The following is a 13,728-nucleotide window of genomic DNA, read 5'->3' on the forward strand; positions in this document are numbered from 1 at the left end:
GACCTGCAAGGCGACGTTCACAGGTCGTCGACGTCGGGGACGGTCCAGGACCCGAACCACCCCTCGGCGGCCGATCTCCGGTCCTCGGAGAGCACGGTGAATCGCGGCACGGGGATGTCGTGGGCCTCGGCGACCGACACGAGGGTGTCGCGGACCCGCCACACCTCGCGCGGATCGACCCGGCCGGTGACGTCGAGGACGTCACGCAGGTCCATGACGCTCAGGCCGAGCCGGTCGACGAGGTCTGCGTCCGACACGGGCAGGAGGGAGCGAAGCTCGTGCAGCTCACAGGAGGTCTGCGCGCGTTGGACGGAGTTGAGGGACATGGATCCATTGTGGACCGACGGTCCGGTCGAGTCAGGCCATGAGTCGACGATCCGTGAAGCCGGAGGCCATGAGGCTCGGCCGACTCCACCAGACTCCGACGGAGTCGTACTCCCAGACCGAGCCATCCTCCTTGAGACCGACGAGGTCGGGAGCCGATGACCCGCCGATCTGCCCGGGGGAGAAGGCCGTCACGAACGACGTCCAACCATTGCCGGTCTGCACCCCGGAAGCCAAGCCGGCCGATGCCGTGCCACGGTAGAGCCACAGGGTCCCATCCTGCCGGATCATGGCAAGATCCTCGCGGTGGTCGCCGTTGGAGTCGCCGATCGAGAAGATCATGCGTGCGCTCTGCCAACCGTTCCCGATGCGCGTCTTGTTGGTGAGTACCTGAGAGCGGAATTCGTACCGGTACAGGTCACCGGTCCGCGCCTCGCGCGCGACGACGTACTGCGTGGTCGAGCCGGACAGTCTGCCCGCAGGGGCGATGATGTCCATGCCGTTCCAGCCATATCCGATCTGTCGTCCCGTGACGACTCGGCCATTGCCGAGCGACAGGTACGACCACAGGGTGCCATCGGTGCGTCGAGCCATGAGGTCGGAACGGTGGTCACCGTTGACGTCCGGAATCTGAGCGAGCGCAGTGATCGCATGCCAGCCACGTCCTGACGTGACGGTGGAGACGATCCGTCGTCCCGAGGTCCTGTGCCACAGAAGCGTGCCACAGGAATCAACGCTCCACACGTCCGCGATGGAGTCTCCCGAGGCATCTCCCAGGGCACCGGTGGCCGTGGTCGGCGTGGTGGACGCATCGGGGTAGGTCTGGCACTCGGCGGAGCTGACGGTGGCACTGGCCGAGGTCCATGGTCCGAACGTGGCCTCGAACAGATCGGCGATGGTCCTGGCGCGTACGGCATGGGTCCCGACGGCGGCAGGGACGACGGCGCGGAACCGGGTCGGACTCGTCGAGGTCATCGTGACGTCCTTGCCGTCGACCTGGACCTGTGGTGTTCCGGACGACGCGGACACGATGATCGTCAGTGAGCCCGGGCCCGGGGCGACCTGCAGGGTGGGCGCGCTGAGCGCCGGGTGGGGGGTCGTCCGCAGGACGTCGCTCCAGTTCCCGGTCGACGGGTGGACCTGGCCGAGGTGGGGTCTCGCCACGGCGGTGAGGGCGTTGTCGAACACCTGGCGTGCGAACGTCTTAGAGCTGGCCGGGATGTTGGCCACTCGTCCGAACGGTAGGTAGTCCTCCATCGCGAGGTTGAAGGCCATCGACGACAGATTGAGCACACCAGCACCCGAGGGGGTCGAGTAGTAGGTGATGTCGGCCCAGTGTGGCGTCGCGCCCTTGACGAATGCGGAATGTGCTGCGATGTCCATGCCATCGGGATTCTCGGTGGAGTCCCGGGCTTGGTCCACCTCGTTCTGGAGCAGTCCCTCGAATTGCTGTCCGCGGGTCGCCCCGGTTCCGTCGAACAGGAACATGTGCAGGTCGGTGATGGTCAGTGGCGCGCTGATGCCGCTGGTGATGTATGCCGCTCCCAGCAGGCGAACCATGCCCTCCTGCCCCTCGAGCGGGAAGTTCACGGTCTTGAGTGGCAGCCCATTCGACGGATCGGCGACCGGGTCCTCGGTGGAGTCCTTGTAGATCGTCATGGTGCGCATGTCATCGCTGAGGCGAATTCGCCACCACATCGAGTTCGCGCCCGAGAACAGCAAGTTGACGCCTGAGTCACGAAGATGTGTCATCGTCGACCACATCTGGTTGGACCAGTATTCATCGTGGCCCAGCATGACGACGGAGGTCGCGGCGCTGAGGGAGTCTCCCCGGGCGTGGAGGTCCTCCGAGGTCGCGTAGGCGAGGTTGAGACCGAGTCTCTCGGCCTCGACGACGCTTGCCCGCTCGAACTGGAGGAATGACCACGGGCCGCCAGTGGGCGGGTTGTCGGGCTGGATCGGGTACGAGTAGGGCCGATCAAACGTGACCACGCGCGAGCGGGTCGGGTCCCCGGTCGGGCCGTAGTACGCGGAGTAGCCGCCCCAGCGGTTGTAGGCCTGCCATGTCATCGTCGCGTTGACGAGCGTCGTCCTCCCGGTGAATTCGGTGGACCTGATGACGAGTGGAACGTACTTGGAGACGTGCGTCGACTGGGCCGACGGGTCCGTGATCGTGAGCTTGAGAAGGTAGTCGCCGGCCGGCCAGTCCGTCGTGTCGACGGGTGCGCTCGACAACCATGCCGACGCGTTCACCGTGTACGCACCGGCGTCTGACACGCCAGTGACCGTCTGCCAGGTCGTCCTGCATGCCGTGCTCGTCGCAGGCAGCGCGGCCTGACATGCGCTGAGGGTGTCGGTGTTGCGGATGGCCAGACCGTCGACCGAGGTGACGAGACGCCCGCCGGTGCCGCCGTACCATCCGATGCGGTAGACGTCGAGCGTGGCCGAGGTGGCCACGGTCGACGAGATCCTCAGCGTAAGAGGCTGGCCAGCCGTCAAGCTGGTCTGCGTCGAGTAGGCCGAGAGTTGATCGTCGTCCGCGACCTGACCTTCCGGGATCTTCCAGGCGTCGGTACCGGTCCTGAGGTTCTCGTCGCGGACCCACGAGGTTCCGAGCTGTGGCAGGGCCGCGTGGGCCTCGGACATGGCGCCAGGGGCGACGACTGCTGTCAGCGCCATGACGACGCCGATGGCCGCTGCCCGAAGGCGACGCGAGTGCACGACGGTGAGTGGCCGAGGGCGGGAGGACGGTGATCTCATGACTGGTCCGATCGACAGGACTGCGGGCCCGTGCCGCAGCGTTCCTGGGCTGGACACTACATTCGGCAGATGGTGGACGTCCTGCGACGTGCCGGGGTGCAGCATCGACGTGGACCTCCACCCGGTCGAGACGGCTCCGACGTGCGCCCGATTGCCAGCCTCGGACCATGGTGTCCGGGGCGATGAAGCCTGATGCAGGGAGAACGGGCGCTGTGCAGGCCTCCGCCCTGGCTCACGTGGCAATCCTCGTGGTCACGGCCGTGTGGGGTTCGAGCTTCTTCATCATCAAGGGTGCCGTCACGGCGATGGACCCCTTCGACTTCCTCGCCGTGCGATTCGCCATCGCCGCCGGACTCGGCTCCCTCATCTTCTGGCCCCGGCTGCGCGGACTCCCGCGTCAGCAGTGGGGGACAGGGCTCCTGCTCGGCATGATCTACGGCGCTGCACAGGTTGCGCAGACGGTTGGCCTGCGCCACACGTCCGCCTCGATCTCGGGGTTCATCACCGGTACCTATGTCATCCTCACCCCGCTCCTGGTGTGGGTCGTCTTCCGAACCCGGATGGGGCTGGTGGGGTGGGGCGCGATCCTCCTGGCGACCGCCGGGCTCGGCATGCTCGGCCTCACCGGGACCGCCCAGGGCAACCTCGGTGAGGCCCTCACCCTCCTCGGTGCGCTCCTCTACGCGGTTCACATCGTCGTCCTGTCGCGGCTCGTCACGACCATCGACGCCGTCGCGCTCGCCGCCGTGCAGCTCGTCGGGATCGAGATCATCTGCCTGGGCTCGGCGCTGCCGGGCGGGATCGTCGTGCCGCACGCCGCCGGGGCCTGGGGCCCGATCCTCTACACCGCCGTCGTGTCGGGCATCGCCACGATGCTCCTGCAGACCTGGGCACAGCGACACATCCCTCCGACGCGAGCGGCGATCCTCATGACCTTCGAGCCGGTCTTCGCTGCCCTCTTCGCCGTGCTCCTCGGCGGCGAGCACCTCACCGCGCGGATCGTCATCGGGGGAGTGCTCATCACCGTGGCGTCGATCATCGGCGTGCGAGCGGGGGAAACCGAGTCAACGTGACGGCCGGCGCGACCCACTCGGTCGGCGCCAAGGGTGGACATTCGACGTGGAGAGGGCATTTGCGACGCGACATCGCCGGAATCCGGGCCTCCACGTCAGATCTCCACCCGTCACCTCGATGCCGACGGCCACGCCACCACCCGGGAGCGGAGAGAACCCCGGCTCATCGCGGCGATCGACCGCGGTTCCCCGATGTGTCCGAACGAGCAATTGAAGAGTTCACGCCGTGGGCCACGAACTCATGCCTGCAGGAGGGACGAAGCGTCAGAGTGGACGCGACAGTGAGCCGTGCCGGGAGCGTGCCCTCCGCGACTGCGCGCCACCTGCATCTACGATGACCCGATGTCCAAGAAGCGCACGAACAAGGTCGTCTGCTACATCGTCCGTGATGAGCATGTCATCACGTTCACCCATGACGGTGTTCCCCTCGAAGAGGTCGGCGTCCAGGTTCCAGCCGGAACCATCAAACCGTCAGAGCGCCCGGAGGATGCGGCGCTACGCGAGGCTCGGGAAGAGACTGGACTTGCAGATCTACGCATCGTTCGCAAGCTCGGCGAGACCGACTACGACATCAGTCCCTATCGGCATGAGATCATGCATCGCCACTTCTTCGAACTGACGACGGACGCGCCCATCAACGAACCATGGCAAGCAGGAGAGCCCGATCCTGACAATGGCGCCAAGGGACCGACCTGGACGTGCCGCTGGACGGCGTTGGCTGACGCCCACGCACTGGCCTGCGGCTTGAGCGTCATGATCGGGTCACTCATCCCGGACCAGGAACCCCGTCCCAGCCCCTTGGACAGCGAACGGTCCTTGCCCACGCCTTCGTCGTGCGCTTCGCGATCTTGAGGTTCACGTGGGCGTGGGCGCCATTCCTCGTTTGACGTGCAAGCTGTTCTCGACTGGAGCCGTGACACTCGCCCACCGTTGCGTCGGCGATGGGTCCGCCGCGCGGTCTCGCGGCCTGAGGCTGGTCACGTGCCCGACTCGACCATGCTTCCACCTGCCCTATCCGTGCCGATGAGTGGCCGTGCGGCAGTGTGCGCAGCTCCCCGAGAACGACGAATGGGTCGTGACCAGGTGTTCTCCTGACCACGACCCATCGGTCGAAGTGTCCGAGAGAGGACTTGAAGCTATGTTTTTTGGGCCTCTGACTAGGGATAATACCTCAAGTCCGGTGAGTTGCAACGCATGCGCAACGGATGAGCCCCCAGCTACCGACTCGCCACGGTGTCCAGATCCCACGCCTCGCAGCCGATCGCACGCAGGAAGCCCGCAAGCAACTGCCGGGCAACAGGGTCAACCGCTCCCTCTGCCCAAGCGGCAGGGGCCGTCGTGATCTGTGTCGTCAGGGTGTCCCGTGGGAAGGTCACGTCGCGGCGCATGATGTCGTTGAACGAGACGTGCTTGCCTTCAAGACCGGTGACATGCAGCCCTATCCGCCATTGACCTTGGTAGCCCCAGTGCTGAAGCGACAGGACACGCACGAGCTCGAGGAACTCTCGCACTGCGCTGATGATGATGCCCGTCCCAAGCACCTCCATATCAGCTTCACCACGGGGCCCTCGGAGGCGGTAGTACGTGCCCCCTCCGCTGACAAACTCCACGCTCGAATCGTCATCCCTGAGCAACAGGTGTGCCACGCTGTCTTCGTACCGACGCTCGACCACAGCATCCGCCGCCGACGGATACGCCAGTGCCTGTCCCAATGGATCCCGCGAGCGCTCCCGAAGAGCACCCACGGTCTGGGCGTCCCATCCGCCAACCTCGTTCATTACGACGCGTGCGAAATCGAAGTCGTCCGCGCGTCCCACGACTGGCGCACATGGCTCTGCGCATAGATAGATGTGACCGTTCCCAGTCGGCGCTTCAATTACCCGCTTGTTGACCGGATCGTCCTCGACCATGGCTAGGAGTCGCTGCTTGAACGAGGCGTTGGTCGTGGCCCGGACCCGCATCAGCAAGCGCACGTCGGCATCCGAGAGCGGGCGGGTCCCGTCACTGGAACGCCCCCAGTAGGTGTCGTTTGCCATGTGTGGCGCCAATGGCGATGCCGGAACCTCAACGACAAGCACCGCCTTTGATTCATCGTTCGGGTTAGGAATGGCGGGATAGATGACAGGGCTCAGAGGCGGATGGACTCGGGTAGCCGCCACTTGCGAGATCCTGGTGACGTAGCCGTCGATGTCGCAGCCGACCACCTCGTGATCGGCATCGGTAACGCCGATCACCAACACGCCCCCGTGCACGCTCAACGACGCGAGATCCTTTGCCAGCTCCGCGTTGCCGGGCTTGCCGGGCTTCAGCATCTGCTTGAGCTCGACCCACTGCGTCTCTTCGAAGGACCCACCCTCTGCAGCGGCCGAGAGCTCTTCCCAGGTGGACAGAGGGATGAGCCCGACGGTGGGCCCCAAGTAGTGGTTAAGCGGTGTTGTCGACATCAGCGGTTCCCCTTGGCGCGGTTGTGGGCTTGGCAGAGCATCTCGCAGTTGGCCAGGTCGGTCTTGCCGCCCTTGGACCACGCGGCGACATGGTCGGCGTCCATCTGTTTCAGGTCCCAGATCTTGGTCTGGTTGCCGTCGTGACCGATGGCGCAGTAGGAGCAGTTCGAGACGCCCTTGGTCTGCGCGGCCTTAGTCTGCTGGGCGTAGGCGGCCTTCTTGGTGGGCTCGTCGAAGACTCGGACGTTGAGGAGCTTGGTCTGGGTCTTGCCGCCGAGCAGGAACTCCCAGATGCCCTTCTTGTCGTGAACCTGCGGGTCGCCCAGCAGGTCCTCCACGTCGGCGGCCATAGTGGCCGGGCTGTAGGGCGTGGTGTGGTGCTCACGGTAGAGGCGGCCCCACTCCAGCCCGCGCATGTTCTTGTCCGGGACGCCGGGGAAGACCCCGTCGATCCAGTCGATGACGCTGGTGAAGTAGGTCTTGAGCTCGGCGATTCCCGTATCGGCCCTGTGAGCCGCCATGTAGCCCTCGATGCTCTGGGGCGGGTTCTGGGCTGCAGAGACCCAGTCGAGGGCCTCCTGCAGCACCTCCTGGCGCTTGGGGTCGCCCTTGACGTAGGCAGCCCACTTCTGCTGGAGCGCGTTCTGGGAGTTCGAGAACTCGGCCTTGGCGGCGGTGACGAACGGGCCGGAGTAGATGGCGTTGTTCATCTCCTGCTTGTTCAGCGGGACGCCTGCGATGTTGATGGTCTGGAACCACTCCTTGATCTCGGCCTCCGCGCCCGTGCAGACGTAGACCAGGAGCTCGGTGTCTATGATCTTGGTCCGCTCCTCGCCGGGTAGCGACGAGAACGTCTGCTCCTTGCCGTTGCGGATGATGGCGAACTTGCCCGTCACGAACCGGCCGATGCTGGTGATGCGCTGCTGGCCGTCCAGCACCTCCAGCGTGTTCCCGGCGTCGACGAAGTAGATCAGACCCAACGGGTAGCCCTTGAGCATGGAGTCAATGACCGCCACGTCGCGCTTCCCGTCGTTGTAGATGTAGTTGCGCTGGTACTCCGGCTGGATCACCAGCTTCCCGGCCAGCCCATACAGGCCCTTGGCCTCCAGCTCGTTGTAGACGAACCCCTCCGTCAGCTCCCCGACGGTGTAGTGCTTCAGCTCGGTCTTCATGGGTCAGCCTCTCTTCTGGATCAGCACGCGCTGGAACTTGGCGACGCCGCCCACATAGGGCCGGTGATGTCCCTCCTTGAACGGGATCTTGAGCTCGCGCGGTACCTGACCGTAGGCGCTCATCCCGATCAGTCGGTACTGCTCAGGGTTGTACTTATCGAGGAAGGAGACGGGAACGCCCATGACCCCGTCGTAGTCCGAGGGGATCGCATCCACGAAGGGGACTTCAATCGCGTCGAAGTTGTCGTACCGGAGGTACTCGCCTCCCCGCAGAGCCTGGTGCCTGCTGAAGCGCAGGTTGTCCGCCATCGTCATAAGTTGCAAGGGCTCATGACGTCTGCCGTGCTCGATGTTGGTGAACCAGCATGAGTTCCCGAGTCGGGTGTAGTCATTCTTCTCGTCGGACGGGTACCCCATGCGCTCGGCCTTGAGGCGATCTGCTTCCTTTACCGCAGCCCCCTTCGGAACGCCGAAGACCATGTCGCTGCTGTTGGCGGTGGCACCCTTCCAAAAGACGTTATCCCTGATCTCAGGGAAGACCTCCTTATAGGTGACCGCGTTGCTGCTGCCGATCACGGAGAACTGGACATGCCCGTCCAGCAGCCAGGCGACGAAGGCCCGGAAAAGCGAGAACGGGGGGTTGGTGATCACCATGTCCGCCTCGTCCCTGAGTGCGGTGACCTCGGGCGAGCGGAAGTCGCCGTCGCCCTCCAGATAGGTCCACTTGAGATCGTCGATGTCTACCCGTCCGTCGCCGCTGACGTCCTCGGCCTCCAGCGTGAAGATCTTTCCGTGCGTCTGGTCCTTGCTCTGGTCGAACTGCGGGTCGTCGAAGAGGGTGGGCGTGTAGAACGCTCCTTCGGCGTTGCTCTGCGGCGCATAGCTCGTGGAGATCAACTTCTTGATGCCGAACTCCGAGAAGTGCAGGGCGAAGTACTTGCTGAAGTTCGACCACTCGGGATCATCACAGGGCAGCAGGACTGTCTTTCCCCGGAACACATCGGGATCGAACTCCAGATAGGCGTTCATCTCCCGCTCGATGCCCGCCCACTGGGTGTAGAACTCGTCTCCAGCGTCCCACCGTGCGGAGTTGAGGTTGGTGTTCGCCATCGTCTCTTCCTTCCTTCGTAGATCAGGCTATCGGGGCGGTCTGACAGAGCCCTGTAACCCCACGCGACGAGCGCGACGGCGTCGCGCCGGGAGCACACCTGCGCCGGGGAGGGACTCCGGCGCGGGCAAGACGAGGAGCGCTGCCATGTCCACGACCACCAACACGCCGCCGTCCATCTGGGCTGGCTGCCTCACCTGCCGGAACTCGCTGGACGAGCTGGTCGGGGAATGGTTCGACATCCGCGAGGCCGCGTCCGTCGATGCCGTCGCCGTGCACCAGCACCGTCCCGGCGGGCTGTGCTGCCCCGACCCCGAGCTGTGGGTCTTCGACCTGGACGGCGTCCCGGTCGGGCGGGAGATGGACCTCGGCGAGGCCGTCGCCTGGGGTGAGGTCTACACCGAGTTGGAACCCCACCTGTGGGATGCCCTGGGCGCGTGGGTGGCGTCCGGCTGCTACATCGCCCAGGGCTGCGGCGACGTACCCGTGGTGTCGGACTTCCTGGACGCCTACGCGGGCTGCTGGGAGTCCTGGGAGAGCTTCTGCGGCCAGCTCGCCGACGACATCGACCTGCTGGCCGGGATCCCCGAGCACCTCCAGCCGTACTTCGACTGGTCTGTGTGGAGACGCGACCTCGTCTTCGACTACACCGTGATGCCCGCCGCCGATGGCGGCGTGTTCGTGTTCACCAACCCCTGAGGAGCAACCATGACCGACCACGACCTGACACCCGATCAGATCAAGCAGAAAACCGACCAGAGCGCCGACCGTGTCCTCGCCGGGATCGACGCCGACCTCGACGACCAGACCGCCGAGGAGTTGCACTCCAGCATCTCCGGATGGTTCGAGCGCTGGACCCTGCCCGACGGCTCCCTCGACATGAGCGAGGATGCCGACCACTGACCGGCAGCACCCATGGGGAACCTCGAGGACATGTGTCCTCGAGGTGCCCTTCTCCTTCGTGATGTCAGCGACCGAGCTGGTCGTCATCATGGGTCACCTTCCGCTCGAGCTCCTCCGCCTTGGCCTCGAACTGTGCGCGAGTCCTGCGCCGGGCGGCGACCTCATGGTCGTAGATCTCGCGGTATGCCCGCCCGTTCTTGCGGGGCTTGTCGAGCCACCATGTCACGTCCGGCTCCTCGGCGCGGAGGCGACTCAGCTCGGCGTCGCGGGCCACGTTGTGCGCCCGCTCGGCCTGCTCGTCCCGTGCTCGGGCCTCGGCGGCCTTCTGGCGGTCGCTGGTGGCTGCGCGACGATCAGCCTCGGCAGCGGCGCGCCCAGCCGCCTCAGCAGCCTGCCGAGCGCGGCGATGGGATGGCCCCTCACCGTGGCCAGCAGTGTCGGCCTCTGCCCACTCGGCGGCAACAGCAGCGACGCTCGCCAGCCCCTCGGAGCGGCCCCGCTCGTACCCTTCGGAGCGTCCTGTCTCGTGGGCTTCGGAGCGGATTGTGGCCGCGTCGCGCTTGGCGGCGTCGAGGTAGAGCTTGGCGTCCTTGCGCGCGTCGTTGGCGAGGTAGTTCGCGGCCTTGGTCTGGTCGCGGGTCTGGGCAGCCTCAGCGGCCATGAGGGCGGCGTTGGCGATGTCGAGCTGTGCGCGCTTGTCTGCCTCGGCGACCTCGGCCTTGAGGTCTTCCAGCTCGCCGAACATGTCCTTCTCAAAGCCGGTCATGTGGGCTTCCTCGTCGAAGTCAGGCGAGATCGGATAGCCCTTGGCGATCAGGAACGCCTTGAGCTGGGCGTGGTAGTCGCGCATCTTCGCCTTGCCGGACTTCACCCGGCCCTTGTCGTCCTTCACGTCGCGGTGCGAGAACCACGCCTGTGATGCCTCGGAGCGGAGCTTGCCCGGCTTGTCCGGGTGGTCGGCGAAGGTGTCGAACATGAACTGCGCGTGAGGGGTGGACTCGCTGAACTGATCCGACTCGCCCAGCAGCGCGTCATGTCCGCCGGGCACCACGTTCTCACACAGGAACGCCCGCACGTCGGCGAAGTAGCGCAGTGCCTCGTCCCGGTCGCGGGGCACCCACCGACTGCGGAACATATGCTCCCCGTTCGCGTCCAGCATGGGCGATCCGTCCCGGCGGAAGCGAGGGTAGGCACCCGGCACCTCGACGCACATCGACTTCGGTAGGTGGGCCACGAGCAAGCTCGTGGTCACCGTGCCGCCGACCTTCTTGCCGTTCTTGTCGAGGTGGTCCGGCGTCAGTGCCCGGTGCAGCCGCGCGATGCGCTGCTGCCCGTATGCGATGACCTGGGCGCGGTCGGTGCACGGCACCATGTTGCCCGCACCGTCGTTGACCAGCTCGACGTTCAAATGCTCGTCGGCCAGCACAATGCTGGGGTTGATGCTGGCCCAGAACTCGGACCGCTCCGGGTCCAAGCTGCGCATCATCTCGTCAACCGCCGGAACCCGCTCGCCCGCACTCTTCGCGTGCGTCGCGTGGAACCCGGCGCGGCCCGTCACATTGGCCATCGTGATCTCACTCCTTCGTCGTTCGGTTGTCTGTCGTTCGTCGGGCCCCTGCACCCACCGACCACCAGCCAACGGCGACAACCCCGAGTGGGCGGATCCTGCTTCGCCCCCACCCACTCGTGCTTGTCTTAACCCCGTAAGACAAACTCGGCGGGCGCTGCGCGCCCTTGAGTTTGTCCGGGGCCCTGCCGGGGGCCGCGCCTACGGCGCAGGGAGTCACGACTGCCCTTCCTCGGAGCCCCACTGGGGCTCCTCGTGGGCGTCGTGCTCGGACTCGGGCTGGTCGCCCTCGTCCTCGTAGGTGGGCGCGGAATCCGGGACATCCTGCGACCCGGGGTGGCCGGTGAGCTGGTCGCGTAGGGCGTCCACCTCCTCGGCCGTGGTGGCACCGCCTTGGGCCGCGACGGCGCGCCCGAGCGCCAGCAGCGCGGCCTCCAGCCGGGCCGCCTCAGCGGCAGCCTCGGCCCTCCTCGCGGCCCGCGCCTGACGGCGCAGCGCGCGAATCTCGTCCTCGATCTCGGACGCGGTCCGAGCGGTCTTCGTGGTCATGATGATGTTCCTTTCGGGTCGGTGCGGCGGGTGCCGCACGGTGGGGTTCACTGGCCGAGCGCGACCATCTCGGCGATGTTGTGGTCGAGGGTCTTGTGACGCATGACGTTGCAGTCGGTGGTCCACGCGGCTGCCATGAGCAGGCCGTCGTTAGACAGCGCTCCATCGGTCAGCTCGGCCTGCAGATCCTCGATGCAGAACCCGTAGATGAGGTCGCCGTCGTCCGCGTCCCACTCCCGCGAAATCCGGTCCACGAGGGCCTCGACCGTGGCCATGTCGTTGCTCGCGAGCAGCGCCGTGGTCAGTTCGCTGCGAGATGCCACGGGGCTTGGGCGCGTCTCGACATGACCACTTGCCTCATGCTCAGGGGACGGGGTGGCCTGCTTCCCAAGGCCCTGAGCGACGCCGTCACCATGGGCCGCTTGGGCAGCCTGCTGTTCCCGCTCCTTGGCCGCGATGCGCTCTTGTCGTGTGCGCTCCTTCGCTGCCAAACCCCGCAGCGCGCGGCGCTCCCACATGGTCTTCAGAAGGGCATCGAGACGCTTCCAGTGCTTGTCCAAGAAGGCATCGGTGAAGCGGTCGGCAAGCTCCATGCGGTTCTGGATCGCCCCGGTCCTGATGAGGCGCTCTGCCCGTGCCAAGGTCTCCACCTCGCGCCGATCGCGCTCCTCCAGAGCGGCCAGCGCCGATGCAGGATCGAAGTCGCGGGAGCTGAAGACCCCGGCCATGTCGTAGTGGGCCTTGTCACGGCTGTCGGCGGTCTCGTGCAGGAAGTACTTGACCGTCAGCCCCCACGCGGTGGGATCGCCCTTCTGGCCCACGTACGGCTTCACGATGACCGGGACGCCCAGCATCTTCTCAACTCCTCCAGCGGTGCGGGCTTCCTTGAGCTCGATGCCGACGTGGGTGTGGGTCTCGCCGTCGCGGTCGTGGACGATGCCGACGAACAGCCGCACGTTGGGATGGTGAGCCAGTCGCTCGTCAACCACGCGACGGGTCAGACCGAACTCGATGTTCGACGTCACCAGCCACCTCCGGTGGCGCGGGGTGTTCTTGCGAGGCCTTCTGCGGCCAGGGACAATGGGGCTCTTCAGGATCCAGGGTGTAGTCGGGGTCTGAATCCTCCGGTCTCCAGGAGTGATCTGGTGATGTAGTGGGTGAGGTTGCGGAATCCCAGGGCGATGCCGCGGAGGTGTTCGAGTCTGCCGTTGATGGCTTCACTGGGCCCGTTCGAGGTCCCGGGGTGGTCGAAGTAGGCCAGGATGTCGTCGGCCCGCTTCTTCAGGGTGTGGCCCAGAGTGGTGACTTCGGGCAGGGCCTTCGGGACTTTGGTGGCGATCGCGTCGATGAGGTGGGCCATGATGCGTCTGCCCTCGGCACGGTTCTCGGCGCGGTAGGCGGCCACGATCTCCTGGTAGACCGCCCAGGTGACCTGGACCGGGGCGTGGGCGTCGGCGGCGAACACCTGTTCCAGGCGGGCGGCCTGCCGGTCGGTGAGCAGGTCCCGGCCCGTGTGCAGGGTCAGCCTGACCCCGAACAGGGGGTCGCCCGCCCGGCCCCGATGGCCCGTGGTGTCCTGCTGGACGCGTTGGCGGGTGACATCGAGCTGGTCGCCGGCGAGCTGCACGACGTGAAACGGATCCACGACCTCGACCGCGGCCGGGAGTTCTTCGGCGGCTGCGGTCTTGAAGCCGGTGAACCCGTCCATCGCCACGATCTGGATGCGGTCGCGCCAGGCCTGGTCGCGGCCGGCCAGCCAGGTCTTGAACACCTTCTTGGAACGTCCCGCCACCATGTCGAGCAGCCGGGAGGCCCCGGTGCCGTCGCG

Annotated in this window: 13 protein-coding genes; 4 read left to right on the plus strand and 9 right to left on the minus strand. The window is 66.1% G+C overall.

Annotated features, from left to right (window positions below; genetic code table 11):
* Window positions 1–17: 17 nt before the first annotated feature.
* Entirely contained in the window at window positions 18–326 is a 309-nt protein-coding gene (locus tag E0E30_RS04245) for a DUF2316 family protein (RefSeq protein WP_167853882.1), read from the minus strand.
* A gap of 31 nt (window positions 327–357) precedes the next feature.
* The gene (locus tag E0E30_RS04250) at window positions 358–3,084 is read right to left on the minus strand and encodes a N,N-dimethylformamidase beta subunit family domain-containing protein (protein ID WP_130865230.1); all 2,727 of its coding nucleotides are present in this window, start codon (window positions 3,082–3,084) and stop codon (window positions 358–360) included.
* 236 nt (window positions 3,085–3,320) lie between these two features.
* Between E0E30_RS04250 and E0E30_RS04255 the strand changes: the two genes are divergently transcribed.
* Entirely contained in the window at window positions 3,321–4,157 is an 837-nt protein-coding gene (locus E0E30_RS04255; protein WP_210115771.1) for a DMT family transporter, read from the plus strand.
* A gap of 342 nt (window positions 4,158–4,499) precedes the next feature.
* On the plus strand, window positions 4,500–5,009 hold the full coding sequence (locus E0E30_RS04260) for an NUDIX domain-containing protein (protein ID WP_130865232.1): 510 nt from the start codon (window positions 4,500–4,502) through the stop codon (window positions 5,007–5,009).
* A 365-nt stretch (window positions 5,010–5,374) separates the two neighbouring features.
* Here E0E30_RS04260 and E0E30_RS04265 read toward each other — a convergent pair whose 3' ends face one another.
* The 3 genes from E0E30_RS04265 to E0E30_RS04275 are packed head-to-tail and all read right to left on the minus strand — an operon-like array spanning window position 5,375 to window position 8,883.
* Window positions 5,375–6,601, minus strand: a complete 1,227-nt coding sequence (locus E0E30_RS04265) for an AlbA family DNA-binding domain-containing protein (RefSeq protein WP_130865233.1) — start codon at window positions 6,599–6,601, stop codon at window positions 5,375–5,377.
* Window positions 6,601–7,773 (minus strand): GmrSD restriction endonuclease domain-containing protein, encoded by a 1,173-nt coding sequence (locus E0E30_RS04270; RefSeq protein WP_130865234.1) that lies wholly within the window; start codon window positions 7,771–7,773, stop codon window positions 6,601–6,603. Before E0E30_RS04270 ends, E0E30_RS04265 begins: the two co-directional genes overlap by 1 nt.
* Before the next feature lie 3 nt (window positions 7,774–7,776).
* Window positions 7,777–8,883, minus strand: coding sequence for an adenine-specific methyltransferase EcoRI family protein (locus tag E0E30_RS04275; RefSeq protein ID WP_130865235.1), 1,107 nt, complete (start codon window positions 8,881–8,883; stop codon window positions 7,777–7,779).
* 145 nt (window positions 8,884–9,028) lie between these two features.
* On the opposite strand from E0E30_RS04275, the gene E0E30_RS04280 reads away from it, so the two are divergent.
* Window positions 9,029–9,580, plus strand: coding sequence for an antirestriction protein ArdA (locus tag E0E30_RS04280; RefSeq protein ID WP_130865236.1), 552 nt, complete (start codon window positions 9,029–9,031; stop codon window positions 9,578–9,580).
* Between the two features lie 9 nt (window positions 9,581–9,589).
* Window positions 9,590–9,784 (plus strand): hypothetical protein, encoded by a 195-nt coding sequence (locus tag E0E30_RS04285; protein ID WP_130865237.1) that lies wholly within the window; start codon window positions 9,590–9,592, stop codon window positions 9,782–9,784.
* A 64-nt stretch (window positions 9,785–9,848) separates the two neighbouring features.
* Here the strand turns inward: E0E30_RS04285 and E0E30_RS04290 are convergent, their stop codons facing one another.
* From E0E30_RS04290 to E0E30_RS04305, 4 genes are all read right to left on the minus strand, one after another.
* Window positions 9,849–11,351 carry a hypothetical protein gene (locus E0E30_RS04290; RefSeq protein ID WP_130865238.1) on the minus strand — a complete coding sequence of 501 codons (1,503 nt, stop codon included), beginning with the start codon at window positions 11,349–11,351 and terminating at the stop codon, window positions 9,849–9,851.
* Window positions 11,352–11,567: 216 nt separating this feature from the next.
* Window positions 11,568–11,900, minus strand: a complete 333-nt coding sequence (locus E0E30_RS04295; protein WP_130865239.1) for a hypothetical protein — start codon at window positions 11,898–11,900, stop codon at window positions 11,568–11,570.
* 47 nt (window positions 11,901–11,947) lie between these two features.
* Window positions 11,948–12,925 carry a Rep family protein gene (locus E0E30_RS04300; RefSeq protein ID WP_130865240.1) on the minus strand — a complete coding sequence of 326 codons (978 nt, stop codon included), beginning with the start codon at window positions 12,923–12,925 and terminating at the stop codon, window positions 11,948–11,950.
* 65 nt (window positions 12,926–12,990) lie between these two features.
* On the minus strand, window positions 12,991–13,728 hold a 738-nt coding region (locus tag E0E30_RS04305; RefSeq protein WP_130866737.1), incomplete at its 5' end, for an ISL3 family transposase.

Source organism: Acidipropionibacterium timonense, assembly GCF_900605005.1.
Classification (GTDB): domain Bacteria; phylum Actinomycetota; class Actinomycetes; order Propionibacteriales; family Propionibacteriaceae; genus Cutibacterium; species Cutibacterium timonense.